The organism is Gracilibacillus thailandensis (assembly GCF_010994055.1).
GTDB lineage: Bacteria > Bacillota > Bacilli > Bacillales > Amphibacillaceae > Gracilibacillus > Gracilibacillus lacisalsi.
The window spans coordinates 275,464-300,851 of sequence record NZ_WJID01000001.1 but is presented as its reverse complement, the minus strand read 5'-3'; the positions used below and the strand labels follow the sequence as shown (position 1 = coordinate 300,851).

The 25,388-nt window shown below is 37.5% G+C and carries 16 protein-coding genes; 5 read left to right on the top strand and 11 right to left on the bottom strand.

The window, feature by feature from the left end; genetic code table 11:
* Window positions 1-113: 113 nt before the first annotated feature.
* Window positions 114-1,553: a carbon starvation CstA family protein gene (locus GH715_RS01315; RefSeq protein ID WP_153833644.1), complete on the bottom strand. Its 1,440-nt coding sequence runs from the start codon at window positions 1,551-1,553 to the stop codon at window positions 114-116.
* A gap of 451 nt (window positions 1,554-2,004) precedes the next feature.
* Between GH715_RS01315 and GH715_RS01310 the strand changes: the two genes are divergently transcribed.
* Together GH715_RS01310 and GH715_RS01305 are read left to right on the top strand one after the other, a co-directional pair.
* Window positions 2,005-3,195: an MFS transporter gene (locus tag GH715_RS01310; protein ID WP_153833879.1), complete on the top strand. Its 1,191-nt coding sequence runs from the start codon at window positions 2,005-2,007 to the stop codon at window positions 3,193-3,195.
* Between the two features lie 91 nt (window positions 3,196-3,286).
* The gene (locus tag GH715_RS01305) at window positions 3,287-4,231 is read left to right on the top strand and encodes an NADP-dependent oxidoreductase (protein WP_153833645.1); all 945 of its coding nucleotides are present in this window, start codon (window positions 3,287-3,289) and stop codon (window positions 4,229-4,231) included.
* A 117-nt stretch (window positions 4,232-4,348) separates the two neighbouring features.
* Here the strand turns inward: GH715_RS01305 and GH715_RS01300 are convergent, their stop codons facing one another.
* The 8 genes from GH715_RS01300 to GH715_RS01265 form a co-directional block, all read right to left on the bottom strand.
* Window positions 4,349-4,915, bottom strand: a complete 567-nt coding sequence (locus GH715_RS01300) for a permease (protein WP_153833646.1) — start codon at window positions 4,913-4,915, stop codon at window positions 4,349-4,351.
* A gap of 98 nt (window positions 4,916-5,013) precedes the next feature.
* Window positions 5,014-5,700, bottom strand: a complete 687-nt coding sequence (locus tag GH715_RS01295; protein ID WP_163578381.1) for a DUF421 domain-containing protein — start codon at window positions 5,698-5,700, stop codon at window positions 5,014-5,016.
* 423 nt (window positions 5,701-6,123) lie between these two features.
* On the bottom strand, window positions 6,124-7,224 hold the full coding sequence (locus tag GH715_RS01290; RefSeq protein WP_153833647.1) for a M24 family metallopeptidase: 1,101 nt from the start codon (window positions 7,222-7,224) through the stop codon (window positions 6,124-6,126).
* Window positions 7,225-7,238: 14 nt separating this feature from the next.
* The gene (locus tag GH715_RS01285; RefSeq protein ID WP_153833648.1) at window positions 7,239-8,636 is read right to left on the bottom strand and encodes a sodium:solute symporter family protein; all 1,398 of its coding nucleotides are present in this window, start codon (window positions 8,634-8,636) and stop codon (window positions 7,239-7,241) included.
* A gap of 382 nt (window positions 8,637-9,018) precedes the next feature.
* Window positions 9,019-9,375: a DoxX family protein gene (locus GH715_RS01280; protein ID WP_153833649.1), complete on the bottom strand. Its 357-nt coding sequence runs from the start codon at window positions 9,373-9,375 to the stop codon at window positions 9,019-9,021.
* A 69-nt stretch (window positions 9,376-9,444) separates the two neighbouring features.
* Window positions 9,445-10,302: an RNA polymerase sigma-70 factor gene (locus tag GH715_RS01275; RefSeq protein WP_153833650.1), complete on the bottom strand. Its 858-nt coding sequence runs from the start codon at window positions 10,300-10,302 to the stop codon at window positions 9,445-9,447.
* Window positions 10,302-11,576 carry a phytoene desaturase family protein gene (locus tag GH715_RS01270; RefSeq protein ID WP_153833651.1) on the bottom strand — a complete coding sequence of 425 codons (1,275 nt, stop codon included), beginning with the start codon at window positions 11,574-11,576 and terminating at the stop codon, window positions 10,302-10,304. The genes GH715_RS01275 and GH715_RS01270 overlap by 1 nt, the downstream gene beginning before the upstream one ends.
* 149 nt (window positions 11,577-11,725) lie before the next feature.
* The gene (locus GH715_RS01265; RefSeq protein WP_153833652.1) at window positions 11,726-12,376 is read right to left on the bottom strand and encodes an SDR family oxidoreductase; all 651 of its coding nucleotides are present in this window, start codon (window positions 12,374-12,376) and stop codon (window positions 11,726-11,728) included.
* Window positions 12,377-12,724: 348 nt separating this feature from the next.
* Between GH715_RS01265 and GH715_RS01260 the strand changes: the two genes are divergently transcribed.
* Complete coding sequence (locus GH715_RS01260) at window positions 12,725-14,245, top strand: malate:quinone oxidoreductase (RefSeq protein WP_153833653.1); 1,521 nt, start codon at window positions 12,725-12,727, stop codon at window positions 14,243-14,245.
* 189 nt (window positions 14,246-14,434) lie between these two features.
* Here GH715_RS01260 and GH715_RS01255 read toward each other — a convergent pair whose 3' ends face one another.
* Window positions 14,435-18,598 carry an endo-1,4-beta-xylanase gene (locus tag GH715_RS01255; protein WP_153833654.1) on the bottom strand — a complete coding sequence of 1,388 codons (4,164 nt, stop codon included), beginning with the start codon at window positions 18,596-18,598 and terminating at the stop codon, window positions 14,435-14,437.
* A gap of 350 nt (window positions 18,599-18,948) precedes the next feature.
* On the opposite strand from GH715_RS01255, the gene GH715_RS01250 reads away from it, so the two are divergent.
* Window positions 18,949-19,695 carry a response regulator transcription factor gene (locus GH715_RS01250; protein ID WP_153833655.1) on the top strand — a complete coding sequence of 249 codons (747 nt, stop codon included), beginning with the start codon at window positions 18,949-18,951 and terminating at the stop codon, window positions 19,693-19,695.
* Here GH715_RS01250 and GH715_RS01245 read toward each other — a convergent pair.
* A complete protein-coding gene (locus tag GH715_RS01245; RefSeq protein WP_163578379.1) occupies window positions 19,692-19,835 on the bottom strand; it encodes a hypothetical protein in 144 nt (47 codons plus the stop codon). The two genes, GH715_RS01250 and GH715_RS01245, sit on opposite strands and share 4 nt — an antisense overlap.
* 110 nt (window positions 19,836-19,945) lie before the next feature.
* Here GH715_RS01245 and GH715_RS01240 point away from each other — a divergent pair, with 110 nt between their 5' ends.
* Window positions 19,946-25,129: an ATP-binding sensor histidine kinase gene (locus tag GH715_RS01240; RefSeq protein WP_163578378.1), complete on the top strand. Its 5,184-nt coding sequence runs from the start codon at window positions 19,946-19,948 to the stop codon at window positions 25,127-25,129.
* Window positions 25,130-25,388: the final 259 nt, after the last annotated feature.

The window sequence follows — 25,388 nt, the reverse complement described above, 5'->3', positions numbered from 1 at the left end:
TAGATGAGGTTAAGCTGTGTAGGAAGAGAGTCGTATGTACTCTCTCTTACACAGCTTTTTTATATTCCTGTACGTCCTTTACATAGAGAATTAGGGAGTAAATTCCTAATTAATTAAGCAACACTTTGTAAGTCTGCTTCAATTCGCTCTGCTTTATTTTGGTATGCCTTCCTGAAGAACCAAGCTGCAAAAATCATGGTTAGGATGATGCCACCGATATGAGCTATTGGAAGTGGCAGGTTAAAGCCGATCGGTGCATTTAGAATATAGACTAACACCATGTCGGTAATGAACAGTGCTGGAACGAGCGATATCCAATAGTTTTTATCTTTCAACAGCAGGTACATGGTAGCAATCCATAGAGCCAGTGCAGCAGTAGACTGGTTTGCCCAGGAGAAATACCGCCATAAAATGTTAAAGTCTATTTGCGTTAAAATGATAGACACGGCAAATAAAGGTACTGCAATCACTAAACGATTTATTACTTTCTTTTGATTTAACTTCATATAATCCGCAATAACGGATCTTGCAGCACGGAAAGCGGTGTCACCTGACGTGATCGGAAGTACAATAACACCTAACACGGCAATAGTCCCTCCAATTGCCCCAAGTAGAGTTGTCGATGCTTCATTTACGACAGCAGAGGCGGTACCGGCTTTAATCAGGTCATTTAATTCTTGCCCGTGGAACAGACTCATGGACGCCGCTGCCCAAATCATCGCGATAACCCCTTCAGCAATCATCATTCCATAGAAAATATAACGACCTTGTGCTTCTTTTTGCACGGTACGGGAAATAAGCGGAGACTGTGTCGCATGAAATCCTGACAAGGCACCACAAGTAATCGTTAAAAATAGCATCGGGAATATGGCTAGGTTTTCTGGATGCATGTTTTCAAATGACAATTCCGGAATAGCTGAACCATTTCCTGACGTAAACATCGCAATACCAACACCAACTGTCCCGATTAACAAGATAGCACCAAGGACAGGATAAATGTTACCAATAATCTTATCAATTGGGAGCATCGTTGATAACACGAAATAAAGAAAGATAACACCTAAAATAATCCATAATGCTACATGACCATTTAGTAAAATATGAAGTAGTGATCCAGATGTGGTAGCAAATACCGTTCCGACTAGAAGAAGGAGCAACAATGCAAAGGCATTGACCAAATGCCGGGGGATTTTCCCTAAAAACTTTCCGGCAAGTTCAGGTATATGCGCCCCTTTGTTGCGAATCGATATCATGCCGGTCAAATAATCATGAACAGCCCCAGCAAAAATTGAACCAAGTACAATCCAAATAAATGCTACTGGACCAAAGAGGGCACCCATAATTGGACCATATATCGGCCCTGTTCCAGCAATATTAAGTAATTGAATCATCGCATTCTTTTGTTTTTTCATCGGAACAAAATCAACACCATCTTGGTTTGCAATAGCAGGTGTTTTACGTGAATGTTCTACTCCGAAGGTCTTTTCAACAAATTTACCGTATGTAAAATAGGCAATAATTAACAATCCAATGGAAATGAAAAACGTTATCATCTTTCTCTCCCCCTATGCAAATGTTCTTTTGTAAACGCTGACAAAACGAATTATATATTACTCATTGGAAAAGCACAATCACTTTCCAAAAAATGATAGATTTATACCAGATACAGGTCGAGGGTTTACGATAATTGGATTTTTTAATTACATTATTTCTATGCATATGTTCACCTGTTTTATGAGGGGAAAAGAAGGCATGTTATAGTGGATGTTACTAGGCGTTAGATTAATAAGAATAAAGCACTTTTATGGAAGATAGTATATTATTTAAGTTTTGTTATTGTTCATATAGAAATTGACGCAATATTTCGAATTAGGCTTCTTGTATGCACAATATTTCCCTTTTGTCAAGATTGGGCGTATCATATTATTTAGAGAGACGAAATAAATAGAAGAAGGGATTATTATTTTAAATCAAGAGCAACTAGCAAAGCGTAATTTGTCCATTATGTGGTTTGCGAACTTTTTTATTGCAGCAAGTATGACGATGGTGATCCCATTTCTTTCTTTATATATTGGAACATTAGGCAATTATGCCGACGGCTATGTGCAAAAATGGTCTGGTTGGGTATTTGCTATTACTTTTTTGATAGCATTTATTGTCTCACCAATATGGGGGAGATTTGGTGATAAACATGGTCGTAAAACATTTTTAGTGATAGCAGGTTTCGGTTTAGGAATCTGTGTGTTACTTATGGGATTTGTAACAAATGTCCCACAGCTATTTATCTTACGCATGTTTATGGGGTTTTTTACTGGTTTTATTTCGATGTCACAAGCATTTATTTCTACTCAAACACCGAAGCATATCGCTGGTAAGGTGTTAGGGACATTGCAAACAGGTAATGTAACAGGAAGCTTATTAGGACCGTTGTTTGGAGGGGTGTTAGCAGATACGATCGGCTATGCCGCAACTTTCCAACTAACATCTATTACATTATTTATCGCTGCTTTTTTTGTTGTGTTTGGTGTGAAAGAGATCAAATTTGAAACAACGAAGACAGAAAGCACAAATTATTCAGCTTTGGAAGTCCTTAAACATATTATGAGTAATCCTGTGCTTGTGATGGTTATGGTTGTATCGATGTTTGTTCAAGTAGCAAACTTCAGTATTCAGCCAATTTTATCGTTATATGTTGATGAAATACATGGAGCAAATAGTATTGCTTTCTTTTCAGGGCTTGCATTTTCCGCAGCAGGACTTGGAAATCTTTTTATGTCACGGAATTGGGGCAAATTAGGAGACCGAATTGGTTATGAAAAGGTCTTAATCATTTTATTGATGTTGTCTGCGGTATTCTTCATACCAGGAGCTTTAGTTGATAATATCTGGCAATTAGTGATCGTTCGATTCTTATTAGGTATAGCAATTGGTGGTGTGATTCCGATTAGAACGGCATATATCCGCCAAGTAACACCATTGAATATTCAAGGTGAAGTGTTAGGCTACAATACTAGTGTTCGTTTCTTAGGAAACATTATTGGACCGGTTATTGGTGGTTGGATTGCTGGCTTGTATACTATTTCTACTGTCTTTTATTTCAGTAGTTCACTGTTATTAGTTGGTGGATTAGCGTTATTATATATAGTTAAACATGAAACAAAAGCAAGTGTGGAGCACTATCCTGCACATTCATAGAATCAGAATATTTTCCTTGGTCATACTAAAAATGGTACTATATCCATCTCAGACTGAATGACTCTGAATATAAAAAAAGAGGTGAATTATCATGGAAACAAGAGCCGTGATTATTAATAAATATGGCAGTAAAGATGTATTAGAAGAAGGCCAAGTCACTTTACCGGAACTAGGGGAACATCAGGTATTATTACGTGTGAAAGCAACGTCGATTAATCCGATTGATTGGAAACTTCGTGAAGGATATTTAAAACAAATGTTTGATTGGAAGTTTCCCATTATTCTAGGTTGGGATGTTGCAGGTGTTATTGAAGCTGTCGGATCAGCAGTCACTGATTGGCAGGAAGGCGATGAAGTATTTGCCCGTCCAGAAACAACACGCTTTGGTACTTATGCAGAGTATACCGTTGTTGATGATCATTTATTAGCGAAGAAACCAGCTAATATATCTTTTGAAGAGGCAGCAGCAGTACCACTGGCCGGAATGACAGCATACCAAGGCTTATTTGATCATGGCCACCTAAAAGAAGGAGAGAAAGTGTTAGTTCATGCTGGTGCAGGTGGAGTTGGAACATATGCAATCCAACTTGCTAAAGAAGCAGGTGCGTATGTATATACGACGGCAAGTGAAAAGAATCATGAACTACTTCAATCACTTGGTGCAAATGAGGTCATTGATTATCGCACTACTGATTTTAGAGATGTCGTACAAGAAATAGATCTTGTATTAGATACAATGGGTGGTGAGGTACAACTTAACAGTTTTGATGTCCTGAAAGAAAATACGGGACGTCTCATATCTGTTCTAGGTGAGCCAGATCAGGAAAAAGCAAAAGAGAAAAATGTGGAGACCAAAGGAATTTGGCTGCAACCTGAGGGTAAACAACTTAGTAAGTTAGCTGATCTACTACAAGCGAAAAAAATGAAAAGCATTGTGGGTAGTACTTTCCCATTAACACAGCAAGGCGTTTATGATGCTCATGCATTAAGCGAAACGCATCACGCTGTAGGAAAGATTGTTATTACGGTTGATTAATAGGATGAAGTGAGAAAAGCTCTATCAAATGGTAGAGCTTTTTTTACATATGTTCGAAATCATAATCTTTATTGTTACCTTACTATTGGCTTACCCATTGCGTGAGGATCTTCTATCCTATAAAAACGCATCAAAGCCTAAAGAAAGAAAAAGAAATAAAGTCATCACACATCCAGCTACAATTCCTTTCACTCTGTGTTTAGGTCCTGAAGATTTAAGTGCATATTTGAAATACAGAAAGGAACCAATAGCAATAAGGAGGAATTCCACTAGAATACTTGCAGGCATAGACTGCCATAGTCCTAAACCAAGAAGCGGAAAATTACCTGCATTTCCTGGGAAAATAGGTATATCCGGCCGATGAACAAGCAAATCTAAAATCCAGTGACTAAATATAACAGCACCTATAATCACTCCAGATTTTTTACCCCAGAATTTTGAACCAAGGAATCCGAAGAGAAGTGAAAGCAACAGTGCTCCCACTAAAGAGTGAGTGTAGAATGCATAAATCATCATATTAGCATAGCCACCCTCACCGATAGGCTCCATATATTCTAATCCTGCTAAATTAAACGGAATAAATGCGATATCAAGTAATTGTGTACTAACTAATAGTGACCAAAGCGGTAATTCTGGCGCTTTACTTTTTACCGCAGCGGCAACTCCGAAGTGACCCGCGAACATTTTAAACACCACCTCAAGCATGGAGAATAGTTCATATTATCCAATTTTACTTACAATTGTATCGTGCTGTTAAATGTAAAATTTTAATTAAATCGTACTTATGTTAATTGTTTGTGGGGGATAATAAATAAACCATCGTTTTCAAGCCATTCAGCGAACAGCACGTCATCCACTTTGCTTATGTTATAGGCTAATAACTGGTTCTGTAACCATGTTACGTCTTTGTTTATTTCTGTTAAATGTTCTTTCATAATTTCGCCATCCTTAATTACTGTTATAGGAAGATAAACAGGTTGTGGCGGCATATTGAAGTCTTGCTGAGTAGTTTTTTGATATTGTGCTTTTTTTAATACACTAATGGAGCCATTAGGTTCGATAAGTGCAAATGCTACCTCACGAATAGAAAAAATTTCACTTTGCCGAAGTAGACTTTGTAATTGGTTAAGATTCATCCGACTTTTCTTTAACTCGTCAAAGTCGATTTGACCATCTCGGATAACGGTGGCAGGCTTCCCTTCGAACTTTCCTCTATAAAAAAGAGATTTCTGAGCAATGTATTCTACTAAAAACAATAAAGATCCCCATATAAGTAAGGTAAAGAAGATATAGCTGATGGGAACCTTCTCTTCATAAATGGCATTTCCCAACAATTCACTTAACACAACAGCTGATATAAAATGAAAAGGAGTAAACTGGTCTATTAATTTTGATCCTATAATTCTAACTAACAGAAATAGTAAAAAGAAACCTATCACTAATTTTGTCAATATTTGGATTAATTCCACTGCTTATTCCTCCTGCAAACTCTGATAATCTATAAAATTAATACACTATTATTCTTTCCAAAGTTTATTGGATAAATTCATATGGGGAGGGTTAAAAAATCGGTGAAAATAACACCAAATTCGTTTTCATAAATGGGGTTAGTACTCAAATGAGTCGGAAATTGATAAAGGCCTAAAATCAGGTTAAACAAACCCTCCAATATAGCTGCACAAAAAACGCCGATTACGTATGCGGTAACAATAGAATGCGATGATAACTGTCTCTTGCAAAGCACAATGATCATCCAAAGGGTAATCACTCCTAAATTAATCAGCGACCGAGAGTGGGACATGGCATCATCTGAAAAAAGAATACCCATATAAGCAAGTGGAAAGTTCCTTATATGAGTATTATTACTGCACTAAGAGTGCACTACCCTTAAATTATTCTATTATTTGTAGTTCTTTGGGGAATTTAGTCAATGTTTCATAACCATCTGCTGTAACTAGCACATCGTCTTCTATTCTTACACCACCGATTCCTGGGATGTATATCCCTGGTTCAATCGTATAAACCATTCCTTTTGAAAGAATGCCATCATTTAGATGACTTATCGAAGGAAATTCATGGACGTTGATGCCCATGCCATGTCCAATCCGATGTGGGAAGTAGTCTCCGTATCCAGCATCAGTGATAATATTTCGAGCAGCGTTGTCTAAATCTCCGATACGATTACCTGGTTTGCTTTTTTCTAAGGAAGCTTGTTGTGCTTTTAATACGGTTTGGTAAATATCTTTTTGTTTGTCTGAGACTGTTTTAAATGCTACGGTTCGTGTAATGTCTGAGCAATAGCCATCCAGTACAACTCCTAAATCAAAGAGAACCATATCACCGGCTTTTAATGTTCGATCACCGGGATTTCCGTGAGGGTCTCCAGTTTTTTCACCAAATAGTACCATGGTTGAAAAGGACATTTCTCTTATTCCTTTTCTTTTCAATTCATATTCGATTTTTGCTAATACTTCCATTTCACTAATACCTTCTTCGAGTGCATCAATACCTACTTGAACTCCATAATCAGCCATGTTTGCAGCTCGCCGAATGATCGTGATTTCTGCCTCATCCTTCACAACACGCATGTCATTTAATTTTTCTTCTATAGATATGACTTTTGCCTCTGGGAAGAATGATAGAAACTCTTCACTCCGTTTGTAAGTGAGAACTTCTTTTTCAATAGCAACTGCTTCCACTTTTTCTAATTGTTTTTTTTCTAATGTAGTTTGCATGAGTTGCCATGGATCTTCGTGATCAGAATATCCAATAATGTCGTATTCCCATCCTGTATTCTTTAACTGACCTGCTTCCATTTCAGGTAGGACAAATACTGGTTGTGCTTGTTTAAATATAAGGATTCCCATCAAACGTTCATGTGGGTCTGTATAAAAATTGGATAAATAAAAGACATTTTCAGTTGAGTTCAAGAAAGATACTTCAATATTCTTCTCGTTCATCCATTCCGTTACTTTTGTTAATCGTTCTTGCATGTTGGACACTCCTATCAGGAATTATTCGTTGTTTTCTTCTGCGTAGTTAATGATACAACTATTAATACAATAACCGCAGCAGGAACTGAAATAACAACACTATTTAAGTCAAATGGTTTGCCGAGTATAATTTCCCATACTAATGTTGTTACAACACCTACAATCATGGAAGAAATACCACCGATGGCATTGACGCGTTTCCAGAAGAATACCGCTAAAATTGCTGGTGTGATACCTGCACCATAAACGGTATAAGCATACATTTGGACTTCTAACACCGTTGGGAAAAAGCTAATCAATAAATAGGCAAATACACCAAGAATGACGATAAAAACTTTGGTCATCCTTAATTGTTTTTGATCTGATGCATCTTTATTAATATATTTTCCATAAATATCATACGTCATATTGGTAGCTGCAGAAAGCAAATAGGAGTTACCTGTTGTAATGATAAAAGCAGCGGCTGCCGCAAGTAAAACTCCTCCGATTGCTATCGGCATTGCGAGCGTTGTCGCCATTAAGGCCATTCCTGGATCTATATCAGGGAATAACGAACGAGATGCAAAGGCAATTAGGGAAATGGCTGGAGAAATAATTAACATAATAAGAAGCCAACCGATTTGAGCCTTTCTTGATGAGGCGTCTCCTTTTGATGACGCTAAACGTTGATACATGTTTTGGTCACCAAGTAAAAGGAATAAGGACGGTAATAGGTAGCCAATCAATTGGATGTTTGTTAGTCCGCCCGTTGCAGTCAGGTGCGAATCAGGGACATTTTCAACGATCGAATCCCAACCACCGGCATCAGCGAAAATCGTTGGTACGGTAATCACTAAGCCACCAACCATTAAGAAACCACTGATTGCATCTGTTTGAGATACGGATTTAAGACCTCCAATCATCGCAAGAAAAATGATTAGAACAGCAGCTATAATCGTACCGGTCTCTACACTCATTCCTGTTGTAAGATTAAGAATAAATCCGAATCCCTTCATTTGATAGGAAACGATCCCTACATAAGCTAAAAGAACAATAATACTGGCAAGATTGCGAGCAGAGGGACCGTATTTTTCTTCAAGAATACCGGAAATCGTATATTTTCCAAATGCTCTGATTTTAGGCGCCGCTATGTAAAGGGTAAAAATCCCGATTAAAGTGGGTATCATTAACATTAGGGAAGGGAGAATACCAAAACTATAAGCAACAGATGTTTCTCCACCTGATATACTACCACTTCCTGTCCAGGTAGCTAGCAAAGTACCCATCAACACAAGAGGTCCTAAACTCTTTCCTGCTAGGATAAAGTCTGTGCTATTGGACACTTTCTTGGACATATAAATGCCTAGTCCGATCATTATGACAGCATAGATCCCAATAAACCATAGTAATTGGGGATTTGCTTCAAGTTCCATTACATCATTCACTCCTGTTTTATATATATAGTCTTTATCTAAAGGTGCTTACTCATTATATATGGTGCATAAATCCCTATCAAATTATTTACTGTTGATCCTATTAAAAATGAATGATAAAAAAACGTCACCATAACTGTTGTGGTGAACGGAATCAAACCATTCATAAGAATTCTAATGGGGAGGTGAGTTGAATCGGCTAATATGTTTCTTATCTGCTTGTACAGAAGAGTATCAGATGACGAGCATTGTTAAAGAGGGCAACTTTTTTTAAAAAGTTATAAAAATTCCATCCACTATTATCAATCAATGCATAACAGCGGATGGACCTGGGCTAGTGAGTAGTTTATAAAGTAGTGGAGCTAAAGAAAAATCTTTTACTTTAGTCTTTCCAAAGAATATAAAGAAGAAAAAACATGACAATATCTAATCTTGCTTCAAATGCGAATTCAAGTAGCCCTGCTTGTAACACAGGAACCTTCGTAAGAAAAATTGCAGCGACTATAATGACTAATAGTGGAATAGCGGCCTTTTTTACATAGTAATTAAAAACGATTATTACCCCACATATTAATTCAGTAATACCTACAATTAAAACCGCTGCTTGAGGGTACGGTACACCGTAATTAGAAAATGGACCGGTAAAATCAGCAATTACTAACTTCATTAAAGCAGAAGCGATAAATACATAGCCAACAACATATCTAATAAGTTGATAGGATGAAATATTTCTTGGCATAAAAAGCCTCCTTAGTCGTTGATAATCTATATATATGCATTAAAGGAGACAAGCTATGCAAAGAAATTCTTAGGGCAATTTATCAGGATTCACGGTGAGATATATTTCATGAACCTTGTTGTTACTAATATAAAAACTCATGATACTCTGAAGTGCTCCATTCATATAAATTACAATTGCCGGCTGACCATTAACATTCTTAATCTCGAGATAAAAGTCTTCTGGAGCTTTTTTGGTTATGCCGTATAATAATGCCAATACGTTGGATAGTGATACAACGGGACGAATAGCAGCATGGACTTTGCCTCCGCCATCAGAATATAGCGTAACATCTTCCGAGATAAGCTCTAATAAGGTATCCATATTCTCTGTTTGAAATGCTTGGATAAAACGAGTGATAATAGATTTGTTTTTCTCATAGTTTAGGCTTTCATCTTCTATGAGTGAGATTTTTTGCTTTGCTCGACTGAAAATTTTCCTGCAGTTTTCTTCCTTCTTTGCAATAACGTTTGCAATTTCTGCGTACGGAAAGCCAAATATTTCTTTTAGAAGTAGCACAGCTCTTTCATCTGGTGTTAAATGTTCCATCATTCGTAAATACGCGATACTTAAACCTTCTTTTTGTAGCACTACTTCAGTTGGGTCAAAGTCAGGTGATGGATCTAGCAATAGAGGCTCAGGATTCCATGGTCCCACGTATTGCTCTCGTTTATACCGGGCAGATTTCAGTAGATCAAGACAGCGGTTCGTCATCATTTTGCAGAGATATGCTTTCTTATTTTCTATCTCCTGATCCGTTATTTCGAACGCTTTTAAAAAAGTTTCTTGCACTATATCTTCGGTTTCTGATATGGAACCTAATAATCGATACCCTAATGAAAATAATAATGGTTTAAATTGTTGATACTCTTCATTACTAATTTGCATTATATCATCCCATTTTCTTTTTTAATTATTTCATCAGCTGCTTGTTTCCCACTGCTGATTGCTCCTTCTGACAAAATCGAGTTAGCAGAAGCCCAATCTCCTGCTATATACAAGCCAGGGATATCCGTTTCAGAACGCTTTAGGTTTTGTTCATCCCCTACCTGAGGTAAGCGTTGGTTTACTGTAATGTTAGGGAGAATGCGTTTGGTTATCACATATTGCTGCCACTCAGGCTGTAGTTGTTCTAAAAATTGTTCCAGCTCGTTTTTTACCTCTTTCCCATCTATATGCACATTAGGAGAGTGATATTTAAACACATGAAGAATCGTACTTTTTCCATCATCAGAGAGTTGAGCATCATTTGAATGTACAGAATAATAGAGAGGGTTAGTGACTCCCATAGCGAACGATAACTTTGGATTAGGAAGCTGGGTTAAAGCGACATCTAAAGTTGCTCCCTTTACAGGTGTTATTTGGGTAAAAAAACGATGCTGAAGATGATCATCTAGCATGTCATTAAGTTCTTGAGGGTGAGTGGTACAAATCACCTTGTTTGCAAGTATTTCCTCATTATTAGACAATATTAATGTATGATGATCAACTGATGGGACGATATGTTTTACCACAGAGTTTGACTGTACCTGAATACCTGCAATAACCGCTTGATTGTGGAGCTGATCAATCATCGTCTGCCAACCACCATCTAGATATAGTACGCCGCTCATGCCCACTTTTAAATGGGATACGATTAATTTAGCGCTCACCTTATCAGGTGCATGACAATAAGTCGTAAGTCTCGCTAATAAATAAAGTAATGACACTACTTTTTGCGATGATGTGATTTGTTTCACCCATTGTTGGAATGTGAGGTCTGCTAAATGTTCGGTATTCACTCTATTTACTTTCATCAAAGCGCTGATCCATTCCAAACGATCTTTCCAATTAAGAAATTTTGTAGAAAATAGCCCTGAAGGTGTCAAAGGTGCAACATATTCCGTATTATTTTCGATTATAAAGCCAGTTAATTTAGGTGATTTACCATTAAGACTAATACCTAATTCTTCGAGAATAGGTTTCGCTTTTCCTTTTTTATAAAGAGCATGGGGGCCAAGATTAAAATATTGGCGTTTTACCTTATCTGTTTTTGCCCTTCCACCAACATGCTTACCTCTTTCTAATAGTAATATCGACAAATTCTTTTTAGCTAGATAATTAGCTGCAACATAACCTGCTAACCCCGCACCAATAATGACTACATCCCATTTTTTAGTCATAAGATAGCCTCCTTTTGTTATTTCATAACTCAAGACGAGGGATGTAGCTTATTTGTGACAGAACTTCAAGGAAAAAATAGTTGGATGAAATAAACAGATCCATTTCACCAAACAGGGAAATGGATCTGTCTATACGATGCTGTATTGTTTTAAATCGATTTAATCGCTTCTTCAACGGGAGTATTACCTGTCACAACTTGAAATCTCTTGCCGATCGTTGAGTCATTGTTCAAGCTAGCTACAATTACTCTGGCAATGTCTTCTCGCGGAACTTGTCCTCTTTCTACTTTTTCAGCTAGTTGTACTTGGTTTTTGCCCGGCTCATTAGTTAGTCCACCAGGGTGAATGATTGTATAATCTAAATCAGTGGCAGTCAGCCATTCATCCGCATAATGTTTTGCCACTACGTATGGCGCAAAACCTTCTGGAGCTGATTGGATTGCTTCACGACTCGTATCGAAAGAACTGATCATAACATATCGTTTCACATTAGCTTGTTTTGCTGCTTCAATTGTTTTAACAGCACCATCTAGATCGATCATAAGGGTTTTGTCTTTGCCGGTATGTGGGCCAGATCCTGCTGTAAATACAATCGCATCTACTCCTTCAGCAGCCTTAGCGATTACATCAATATCATCTTCCAGATCTACAATCGCCACTTCAGCACCTAAATCTTGAAAGTAAGCGGCTTGTTCTTCTTTTCGAATCACTGCTTTTGCTTCCAAATTGTCATCTTCTTGTATGAATTTTACAAGATGTTTTCCTATCTGACCATTTGCACCTACAACTAATACTTTCATGTACTTCACCCTTTCCAACTTTTCTATATTTTCCATTTTAAAGGTTAAAGGAAGAAAAGTTAAATAATTGATTTATGCCCCTCTGGACTCCTCCTGTTTCTAGTATGGATTACTTATTCCAAATTCATTAGTGCTATAGACAAGACGCTTATGACATTATTCTTACTTTTTTTCCAACCTTAAATAGTTTATAATTAATAGATGATAGTAGATATTTAAATAATTTTAATATACTGACAATAGTTGGATTGGGAAGAAAAGGTTTATTCCTGAATAATGCCTCACTTTTTGTTATACCAAAGCAGGAGAGCCTACTCTTTTTTTTGCAGATAAGAAAGGAAGGTTTTAATGAGCGACATACAGAAAAAATCAGATGTTATCTTAATTGGTGCCGGAGTTATGAGTGCGACTTTAGGATCGATTCTGAAAGAGTTAGCACCAGACTGGGATATTAAAGTATTTGAGAAGCTCGATAAAGCAGGTGAAGAAAGCTCTAACGAATGGAATAACGCGGGTACAGGTCATGCCGCATTGTGCGAGCTTAACTATACAAAGGAAAAGGCAGATGGGTCAATCGACACTACTAAAGCTGTAAAAGTTAATGAACAGTTTCAAGTATCGAGACAGTTTTGGTCTTATCTAGTTAAAAGTAATCTGATTGAGAACCCACAAGATTTTATCATGCCAATTCCTCATATGAGTTTAGTTCAAGGGGAAGAGAATGTGGCCTTTTTGCAAAAACGTTTTGAAGCGTTATCAAATATTCCACTCTTTCAAGATATGGAATATTCTGATGACCCAGAGAAACTGAAGGAATGGATTCCACTTATAATGGAAGACCGTACACAAGATCAACCAATTGCAGCAACCAAAATCGACTCAGGAACGGACGTAAACTTCGGTGCTTTAACACGTAAATTGTTCGATCACTTAGAAGAAACGGACGTGGAAGTGAATTATAAGCATAGTGTGAAAGATATTAAACGAACCAGTGATGGTTCCTGGGAAGTAAAAGTGCATGATCTAGATAACGATAAACTAGAATTTCATACTGCAAAATTTATTTTTATTGGTGGTGGGGGCGGAAGTCTACCTTTACTACAAAAAACGGGCATTCCCGAGTCCAAAAACATTGGAGGATTCCCGGTAAGTGGTCTGTTTATGGTATGTAACAATCCTGAAATCGTAGAGAAGCATCATGGAAAAGTATATGGCAAAGCTAAAGTTGGTGCTCCACCAATGTCTGTCCCACATCTTGATACCAGATTTATCGATAACAAAAAATCATTATTGTTCGGACCATATGCCGGTTTCTCACCAAAATTTCTAAAAACCGGTTCCAATTTCGACTTGCTTGGTTCAGTCAAACCGAGTAATGTCTTAACCATGTTATCGGCTGGGGCAAAAGAGCTGGCATTAACGAAATATCTGATCCAACAAGTGTTGTCATCAAAAGAACAGCGCATGGCAGAATTGCGTGAATTTATTCCGAATGCCAAAAGTGAGGACTGGGACATAGTTGTAGCTGGTCAACGTGTGCAAGTTATTAAAGACACCGAAGCAGGTGGTAAAGGAACACTACAATTTGGAACAGAAGTTGTTAGTGCTCAAGATGGATCGATAGCCGCATTGCTCGGTGCATCTCCAGGAGCTTCTACCGCAGTACAAGTTATGCTAGAAGTGTTGGAGAGATGTTTCCCGCAACATATAAAAGAATGGGAACCGAAAATAAAAGAAATGGTTCCATCTTATGGTGTGTCGCTAGCAGAAAATCCTGAAATGTTCCGGGAAATTCATACGGAAACCGAAGAGACACTTGGGCTAACCGTCAATGGCCCGATTAGCGGTGCAAAATCAAAAAGTAGTTAATTGAACATATGGAATGCCGGCTTTCTTATGGAAATCACCGGCATTTTTCTTTTGCATAAATAAATTCGTAAAAGTTGCCAGAAAACTAGCTAAAGTTGCCAGTAAATCACAAAGGTTGCCAGAAAACTTAGCGGACTATGCGAGTAAATCAAAGGGGACTGATGCTATAGCATCAGTCCCTCATTTCATTTATGCTTTTCTTCTCATATTATAGATGAGAAGGGCACCACCAACGAATAGGATAATGAATCCTGCTAGTAAATAATTAAATGTGCTAGTAGCGGTATCAGGCAATTCATTTCCTTCATCTTCCTCAGTTTTTTCGTTGTTCCCGCTGGTCTCCTCTTCATCTTCTATCTCAAATACTGCAAATGTACTGAAGTGATCCGTTTCGGCTGTCACTATTCCATCTTTGTATTCTCCACCGATGAGTTCCCATTCTTCCGTATCGGGGTTCCAGTAGAACAATTTTACTTTGTTAGGATCTTTTACTTTGTCCTGATTAACTTTAAATGAAAGGGTAACCTTCGAATCGAACTGACTGATTTCTTCGTCACCTTGGAAAATGGTAAAGTCATAGACTGCACTTAATGCATCTTCTATATCTTTCATTTTTTTAATTTCTAAATCTACAGCTTGATCTCCATTAGTAAATATGGAGGCTGGCAATTGGATGGTAACATCTTTCATGTTAATAGTGATGTTAACATTTTGTTGCTTTAACTGTTTCACTTGATCACTAGTAAATGAAACAGTGATGGAAGAGTCATGATTTCTTAGGTTGATGACTAATTCATCTTCTTGTTTTAATTTATTCATATCGTCATCTTTAATCGTTGCTTGCTTATCTTCGACTACTGGTTTGGTTACGATTTGTTTTGGTTTTTCAAGTTTTGGATCATCTGAACCTGGATTTTCCGGATCACCTGGTTCTTCTGGTTGCGGTTCCTCTGGATCAGGTGTAGATCCTCTTGAATCTTCCAGTGTTAAAATACCGAACACGGATGTATCCTGATATCCGGCTCCAGTTGTGTCGTTCCATGTTGCAGCACTTTCTCGCGCACCATCTCTTGCGTCATTAATTTGTACGTCAAAACCAATGTCTGTATTGTCAGAAGGAGAAATTGTTTTAAACGGTATTTTTACTTCTACCGTGTAGCCATTATCAGAAACATTCGTTGCAGATTCAAATCCGTCAGCAATACTTTCTGGATTGAAGGAGGTTTCATTGTTAAAGTTGACTCGATATTGTCCGTCATCATCTTGATAAAATGATGTCTTTGCGTTGTTTTCGTCAACAAATACTTCAATGGAGTCCTGCTCCCATGCATTTTCGTTTGTATCGTCAAGATCCGAGTCGCTAACTTGAATTAAAACATAGAGGTTTTCTTCATCCCATAAAGTCTTGGCTGTTCCGTTTGCTCCTTGCCAAGCCATTTGATAGCGATTAACTGGTAACTCTGTTGCGGCGCTCCAAACCTCGTCTATAGAACCATCGATTTCAGGAGTTCCAAATGAAGCTGTGGACTGATTCGCTTCTGTCTCCTCAAGCTCGTGTTCCTCAATAAATGTATCAGGGTCGATTACAGCATAGTATGCTGGTTTTGCTTGCAAGTCTTTATCAAACAATAATGGGCTTTGTTCAGCTCTCCAGCTTGTCGCATCGTTCAGCCCCCAGAATGTAACACGTGAGATATGTTCAGCATGTTCTTTATAGATTTGGAACAATTGTGCATATAGATAACCTTGGGCAATGGCTTGTTGCTCAGTTAGTTCATTGTCACTGCCAGCAGTGATATCAAGCTCTGTCACACCAACTTCTACACCAAGAGAGATAAACTTCTCCATGGAGCGTCTTACATTTTCCGGATTAGTATTTAAATTGTAGTGTCCTTGCATGCCAATACCATCAATAAGTAGTTCGCCATCATTTTCTGCTGCATATTCCTCATTAATTTCTTTCACCATCTGGTAAATAGCTTCTGCTTTGTTTTGGTTATCATCATTGTAATCATTGTAATAAAGCTTGATATCCCAGCCATTTTCATCGATGACTTCTTTTGCTGCACGGAAGGATTGTTCTACATAATCCTCTCCAATCGCATGATACCAACCTGATTGACGTAAAGATGCTTTCCAATCAGTTGGGTTTGGCGGGTTATCAATCATTGCTTCATTGACAACGTCCCAAGAAATAACGTCATCCCCGAAGTGTTCCACTGTTGTTTGGACATGGTTTCTTAAATTTTCAAGTGCTTCTTCACGACTTAGTGGATCACCATCTTCATCGGAATGTAACCATTCTTCTGATTGTTGGTGCCACACAAGCACGTGACCATGTACATCAAACCCTTCTTCTAATGCTCTTCCAACAAGTGCATCTTCCGCTTCGAAATCAAATTCTCGATCGTCGTTATAAGCATAACCTGGTTTCATAGCATTTTCTGCTGTAACGAGGTTATGATGCATTTGAAGCAGTTCAAGTCTAGTTCCTTCGAATTCTCCGGAAGAAACCGCATTTCCAATTAAGAAATCATCTTCGTATACATCTTTAATTGGCGTTAAGTCTTTTTCCACTTCTACATCGTCAGAACCCGTCGGCTCAAATGTTATATCATCAATGTAGAATGAAGCTGTACTATTGTTGGAGCTTTCTACATAGATGGATAAATATTCATCACCAACACTGTCATAGCGATAAGTTCCTTCTAATTGCACCCAACCGTCTTCTGTTGTAATCGTCTCTCCGTGTAGGTTGTTGTAATTCGCTCCATCTCCCTCCCCAACTTGAGTAGACAATTGTAACTGAGAGCTATCCGGTGAGATTAACTTAACCCAAGCAGAAATTCGGTATTCTTTACCTTGGTCTACAAACTCTTCCACACGTAAGAACGGACCATGCCAGTTTTCAGATCGGTTTTCCACTTTTAACGCGAAAGCTCCATCTTCTGTATGGTTCGCTTCATCGGTTACGGTTAGAACTTCTTCTCCACCTCTAGCTTCAAAACCGCCAGTAGTCTCGTCTTCAAATGTAATAGGTGTGAACTCTTTGGCAGGTGGTCTATCTGCATCTGGTTCATCATTATCATCTGATGATTGTTCCGTAATAACAATTTCACCAACATAAAACGGAACAGTCGCACCATCAGGATTAGATTGAACTCTTAAGCTTGTATCTGCTTCAGTATTAACCGTGAATTGTCCATTCAATGTGAAGCTTTCCCCACTAACGAAATCGCTATTGGATAGCCAACTATAACTATCGACAGTAGAAAGAACTGCTTGTGCCCCGTCAGGAATAGATTCGTCACGATCAACATAACCAGTGACAGTAGCTGTATATGTCTTGCCATCTTCTAAACCAAGTTCGTCAAAAGAAAAGTCTACTGCATCGTAATCATTACTACGGTTGTTTACGTATAAAGCAGTACCATCATCATTGCCCTCAAATGCTTTATCTGTCACGGTAGTAAGACTAGCTCCGCCAGATTGTCTTGCTAGACCTTGTCCATCTGCAAAGGATTCCTGGTAAACAATTTCTTCTGGCTGTTCGTTTGATTCTTCAGCAGGGGCTGGTGGCGGACCACCAATCCAATTAGCAATTTCCTCTAAAGTCGTATCCATCATGACATAATGACGTCCCATTGCATATTCTCCATCATTAGGATAGCCTACTTTAAATGCATACTTCATGCCTTGTTCTTCATTTGCTTTTTTTGCCTCGTCGTTATAGCTACCATATGGATAAGCCATAAGCGTCGGATCTTGACCGGTAATGCTTTTTAGGTAAGTGTTAGCTTCAGTAATTTGATGTTCAGCATCTTCTGTTGTGATCGTACTGTTACTACCAACACCATTCCCCCATAGAGCATCACTGTGATCGAAGCTATGGTTTTGAATACTCACATTAGGTTTATCCGCTAAACTAAGTAATTGCTCTTCGGACATGCTGTAGTCACCATCGATCCAATCGGAGACAACAAATAGAACCGAATTCATATTAAAACTGTCTAGGATGGGAAGTGCATTGGTGATAAAATCTGGAGTTGCATCATCAAAGGTTAATAAAATGGGATTTGCAGGAGCATCCTCTTCTCCTTCCATGATGCGAACATATTGCTCTGCGGTGAGTGTATTATAACCGTTGTCATGGAGATATCTCATCGTCTGTTCAAACTTATCGGTGCCAGTGTCCGTCCATTCATCGGTGGGATTTTCAACAACACGGTGATAGAGCAGAACTGGAATATCTTCAGTCGTTGCCGCTTCTGTAACCGGTGTAATCCAACCAGATGGAATGACCAAAATAGTTACGAGAAATAATGAAATAAATCTTTTAAAATTCCTGTTCATATTTTGAATTCCTCCATATTTAAAAATTGTTTTAATAATAAAACGCTTACAAAATAGTGGAACCTCCTTTCCAATTCATATTGTAGCTTGTTAAAGGAAAATCTTTAACCACAAAAGTTAAAGGAAATACTTTAAAAATTAAACATCTTTTTTTGGAATTTAGTAGAATTTACCTACAAACATCATGGAAAAATTGGAAATAATTAATTATATTGTTGTTCTCCGTAAAACCTTTGGTATACTAATAGAAAAGTACCATTTATAGGTAGTTTATATTACCCGAAAGTACTAATGATATATACAACATTGTGAGCAGAAGGAATAAGAATAGTTTAAGAGAGGGGGGATTGATGGTGGCTAGCGAAAAGATTTTAATAGTTGATGATGATGCGGATATGCGTAACATATTGGAATTGTATTTGACAGAAAACGGCTACCAAGTGTTATCTGCAGAAGACGGTTTGGAAGCTTTGGCAATGGTCGAGCAGGAAACGCCAGATTTAATTATTTTAGACGTAATGATGCCTAAATTAGACGGATATGAGCTTTGTCAGGAAATAAAGAAAATAATAGATATACCTATTATTTTCCTTAGCTCCAAACAAGATGATATGGATAAAATTTTAGGATTAGGTGTTGGCGGTGATGATTTTATTGAGAAAACAACCAGTTCACCAGTTTTAATCGCTAAAATAAAGGCGCATTTACGTCGGTATCGGAAGCTGTCCCATCCTGATAAACAAAATGAAACCATGGAGAAAAAGTCCAATATAATTGAGTACCCAGGCTTAGAGGTTAATCTTGATAGCGCTGTTGTGAAGTTAAATAACAAAACATTGCGGTTATCGGCAAAGGAGTTTCAGATTTTATGTTTGTTAGCGCAAAATCCTGAAAGAGTATTTAGTGTAGAGAAAATATTTGAGTTAATCTGGGATGAAACCAGTTTAGGAGATTATCGGACAGTTATGGTACATATTAGTAATCTAAGAAAGAAGTTAGAAATGAATACTAATCAACCTAAGTATATTGAAACGGTCCGCGGAATTGGTTATAAATTTAATCGAATCGAAGAACACCACGATATTAAATCGCCTTAATCGGTCATCTTCTTTTCTCTTAAGAATTGTTGGACCTGTTGTACAGTAAATCCCTTTTGTTTGGCGAAAATAAGTAATACCAACCATTCCTTATCTAACTCCTGTTTATTTTGATGATTTTTGGTCTTTGTATTTTGCAAATGTATTCCCCCTTTCTTACTCGTCATCCAAATTATAAGGATCGAGTTTAAAAAAGAGCTAAAGTCTGGTTAAAATTAACTTAAAATTTTGAAAATTAGGATGATAGATGATGAAGAAATTATCGAGTTATCAACTGAAGGATACGGTTATTGCTTCAAAGTCATGGGTTTTATATAAAGCAGTTTCTAGTCTCAGTGAGGAACAAGTTTTGATCAAGATTATCCCTAATAAAGTAGATCCCCAATCAAAAGCTGAATTAATTCATGAGTATTATACGCTATCTGATTCAGAGCTTTATGGAGTTCTTAAACCAGTAGCCTTAGAGAAAAGTAAGGAACAACCTTATGTGGTAATGGAGTATTTTGAAGGACAACCTTTAACAGAATGGTTAAAAAATAATCAAATATTTGATATCAGCACATTTCTAAAGATCGCGATTAAATTAACAACTATTCTTGGATCTGTTCATCAAAACAATATTATTCATAAATCGATTCAACCAGATCATATTTTATATGACCCAGATAGCGATCAATTAAAATTAACAGGCTTTCACCAATCGACTATGCTCACTAAAGAAATGCCCCAAGCTGACATAACACCATATCAGATCGAAAAAGTTAGTTATGTATCTCCTGAGCAAACAGGTAGAATGAATCGACCAATTGATTACCGTTCCGATCTATATTCGTTAGGAATTTTGTTCTATCAAATAGCAACCGGTCGTGTTCCATTTCAAGCGAAGGACCCGGTAGAAGTGATTCATGCACATCTGGCGCAAGCGGCGATTCACCCTCACGAAGTAAATCCTACAATACCTGAAATCATCTCTAATATCATCATGAAGCTACTTGCTAAAATGCCGGAACAGAGGTATCAAAGTACTTACGGATTAAAAAAAGATTTAGAAAGATGTTCTCATGCTTTTTATTCAAATAATCACTTAGGGTTATTTTCATTAGGAGAGCATGATGCTAGTCCGATGCTTGAGAAGCCAAATAAACTTTATGGCAGAGATCGTGAACTGGAGGAGTTGATCAGCAAGTTTGAGCATGTTCAACATGGAAAGCCTGCACTAGTATTACTCCCAGGTCCATCTGGAATAGGCAAGACGGCCTTGGTTCATAAACTTCATCGACCATTATTAAACAAACAAGGATATTTTATTTCGGGTAAGTTTGTTCAATATCAGAAGCATATTCCTTATGCACCGGTTATAGAAGCCTTTCGGTCGTTAATAAAACAAATCTTATCGGAGGATGCGGAAAGTATCCAAAGGTGGAGAGCTAAACTTTTTCATTCATTGGCCAATAATGCTTGGGTAATCGCGAATTTTATCCCGGAGATTGAATGGTTGATAGGAAAGCAGGAAGAAGGGTCTGACCTTCCACCGCAAGGCGTCCATAACCGTTTTATGTTAGCGGTCAGAAAGTTTGTTGAGGTGTTTGCTACTGATAAACATCCACTTGTATTGTTTATTGATGATTTACAATGGGCAGATAGTGCGACGATTGATTTAATGAAGCATCTTCTAACAAATCCAGACAGAAGAAATTTACTGATTATTGGTGCTTATCGTGATAATGAAGTGTCAGTTGGGCATCCTTTTGAAGTGTTTATCAATCAAATCAATCAAACTGAAGTACATGTATCTACTATTCCTGTCCACCCCTTAGCAAAGGCCCATATCGAACAATGGATAGAGGAAATCCTTTCACTTGAAGCAATAGATGCGGAACCATTGGTTGAGTTAATTTATCGTGTTACAAAAGGAAATCCTTTTTTTATCATTCAGTTATTACAATTGTTAAATCAAGAAAAAATGATTCATTTTGATTTAAGTACAGCGACTTGGCAGATTAACCTTACCACATTGAAAGAGATTCCGATGACCGATTCCATGATTGATTTTATTATGAAGCAGATCAATACGTTACGAGCGGAAACGAAAAAGCTATTACAATTGGCTGCTTGTATAGGAAGTCAGTTTAATCTTAAATTATTGGCAACTATCGCTGGGGAAAGTTATGTAACAACCGCAAATCAATTATGGAATGGTTTAGAAGAAGGGGTTATCCTCCCGCTAGATTCCCGTTATAAATGGGTCTATCCTAATGAGAATGAACAGCTATTAGATGAAAACCCTCCAAACTATCGGTTTTTACACGATAAGATTCAACAAGCATTTTATACATCGATGTCTACAGAAGAGCGCGAGCAAAGTCATTTATTGATTGCAGAAGAATTAATTAGTCATTTGACAATGGATGAAATGGAGGAGCACATTTTTTCGATTGTGAACCATTTGAATCTCTGTCAATCTCGGCTAACTAAAGGTCAACAAAGCGATTTAATCAAATGGAATCGAATAGCTGGCGAACAAGCAAAGCGTGCAGCAGCATTTAAATCAGCATTAACGTTTTATCAGAATGCTTTTCAATTATTATCTCAGGATAAGTGGGAAAGTGATTATCAGGAAACATATGCTGTTATGGTGGGATACGGCGAATCATTATACCTTAACCAATTTTTTGAAGAAGCGGAAGACATTTTTGAAGAAACATTACTAAAAGCAAAAAACTCACAAGAAAAATTGTATATTTACAATTTAAAAATAACATTGTACACCCATATCCATGAGGTGAAACAAGCGACAAATTCAGGGCTTGATGGTTTGCGGTTATATGGTATTGAAATAAAGGATAACCCGAATAAAGCACTAGTAGCAAAAGAATATTTGTTAACAAAGCTTGCTTTAGCAAACAAACGGGAAGAAGATTTACTCAAGCTCCCAGCTGTAAAAGATGAAGATCGAAAGTTGATTATGCGAACTCTCATTAATTCCAATGCGCCGGCATATCATTTTGATCAAAATTTAGCCACAATTTTGATGCTGCGGGCACTCCGGTTAATCTTGAAATATGGTGATATGGATTTAGCTGCACTTGTTTACAACAATTATGCATTGACATTAAGCGCTGGATTTAGTGATTACGAAGGAAGCTTTCGATTTGGAAGTCTTGCGATTCGACATGTAGAAAAGTCTGGAGATAGTGCATTACAAGCACGAGTTTACTTTGTATTTGGCTCTTTTGTTAACCATTGGATAAAGCCTATCCGCTATAGCTTAGAATATTTAGAGAAATCACAGCAACTTTGTATCGAATCAGGTAATTTACATTTAGCTGGTGCTACTGGTGCATTCATTGGTCTGACACAGTATCTAAAGGGAGATAACTTAGAACAGGTTAAGGAAGGAATCGAAAGACAGTTAACATTTGCAAAGAAACATGAATATGCGATTTCCAATGATTATTTAAGTGAGTTATTAGATTGGATTGATGTGCTTTCCTCACCGGAGAAGCAGCCAACATGGAAATTTTCCGAGTTCACAGACGATAAATCAGCTGCAATTATTCATAAGACGACTCGCTTGCAAATGGCCTATTTATTTAACAACCGTTCTAAAGCAATTTCATTGATTGAGGAGCTAGAACCACTCGTGGATAATACCATGGTTTTAATCGTTGCACCAGACTACTTTTTGTACCATTCACTATGGATTATAAAGTTAATAGAAGAAAAAGAGATCACGAGAAGAAGTGGTTTAAGTAAGTTAAAGGCTAACTTGAAGAAATTACAAAAGTGGGCAAAACAATCTCCAGCTAATTATTTGCATAAGTATGTATTGATTCTCGCTGAATATCAAAAACTGGTTGGTCAAGATAACCAGGCGATCGTGAATTATCATCAAGCAATAGAAAATGCAGAAGAGAATGGATTCCTCCAAGATGTAGCAATCGCCAATCACTGTGCGGCAAATTTCTATCTAGCAAAACAATTCCCGAAAACCGCCAAATCCTTTGTGACAGAGGCCTATAACGGTTATATTAATTGGGGAGCCGTGCATGTCGCTGAACAAGTCAAGCAAACTTATCCAGATTTGTTACTACAAATCAACACGAGTTTCGCAACTAACTATCACATGAAGGAAAACTTAGATACAAAAGCAGTATTTGAAGCGGCTCGCGTCATTTCGAGCGAAGTGGTATTAAATCAATTAATTAGTCGATTAATGGAAATAGTTTTAACTTACGCAGGAGCAGAGCATGCATCCTTTCTGTTGCCTAAAGAAAACAAGCTGGAATTGGTAGCCTATAAGCATATGGATGGAGACGTAAAAATATATGATCACCCCCAACCACTGGAGGATCACTCTCGTGTATCAACAGCTATCGTTCATTTTGTAGTGAATAGTAGGGAAGCGGTTGTATTAGACCATGCGGCAGAACAAGGACCTTTTATCGAAAATCGTTATATTCAAGAGACACAGGTGAAATCGCTGTTGTGTCTCCCGATTGTCAACCAAGACAGACTTGTAGCTGTTTTATATATGGAAAACAATAAATCTACACATGTTTTTACCTATGAGCGATTAAGTTTATTAACATTTATTACATCGCAAGCGGCAGTATCGATTGTTAATGCTTATCTCTATGCCGATTTAGAAGAAAAGGTGCGTAAACGAACAGCATTATTAAATGAAACCAATCAACAATTAACAGAGGTTAACCAGCAATTGAATAATTCAAAAGAGAAAATGAAACACTTACTCTCAAATGTGTCACATGACCTGCAGTCACCAGTTGCGGTAGTTCAAGGCTATGTCAGTGCTTTATTAGATGGATTGGTGGATGATCCTGTAAAACAAAAGGAATACTTACACATCATAAAAAATAGAATGGGCGGTTTGGATAAGCTTATTAAAGACTTATTCGACTTATCCAAACTAGAATCAGGAAACATGAACTTTTCGATGGAAGCGATTCCTGTCGACCAATTGTATGAGCATTTCTGTCATATGTTCGAGTTAGAAATCAAGCAGGCTGGTCTTGATTTTAGCCAGCGAATCGTGGCTGATTGTATGGGTGAGTATCCGTTAGTGGAAGTTGATGTGATGCGACTGGAGCAAGTGATGGCGAATTTAGTTTCCAATGCTATTAAACATACCGAAATAGGTGCGATTGAAATAACGTTAACCATTTCTGAATCGAATGAAGTAATTTTCGCTGTGAAAGATGAAGGAACCGGTATTTCCCAATCAGATATTCCCTATGTATTTGACCGGTATTATACAAAGAGTAGGGGGCAAGGTAATGGGCTAGGTCTTGCTATTAGCGAGGAAATTATTCTTTGCCATAATGGTCGCTTATGGGTGGAAAGTAAGGAGCAGCAAGGGACAACTTTTTATTTTGCTTTACCTGTTTATTCACATCAACTTTTCGTTACTTAACTAATAGTTTAATAGCTTTCTTTTTAGTCAATAGTTCACTATATTTGTACATAGTGGACTATTGGCTTTTTTTATAAGTAAAGAAAGTATATAATCCACGGTATCAACGTATTTGTAAGCATAGTAGCCATTTTGAAATAGCTTGTACAGGAAACCATCGCAGCGGTTGTTACGCCTATTATTCATGTCAAAATAACTACTTTGGACAGGACCGGGTGGGCTTTCCCGGTTTTTCTTAAAAATATAAAATAATTATTAA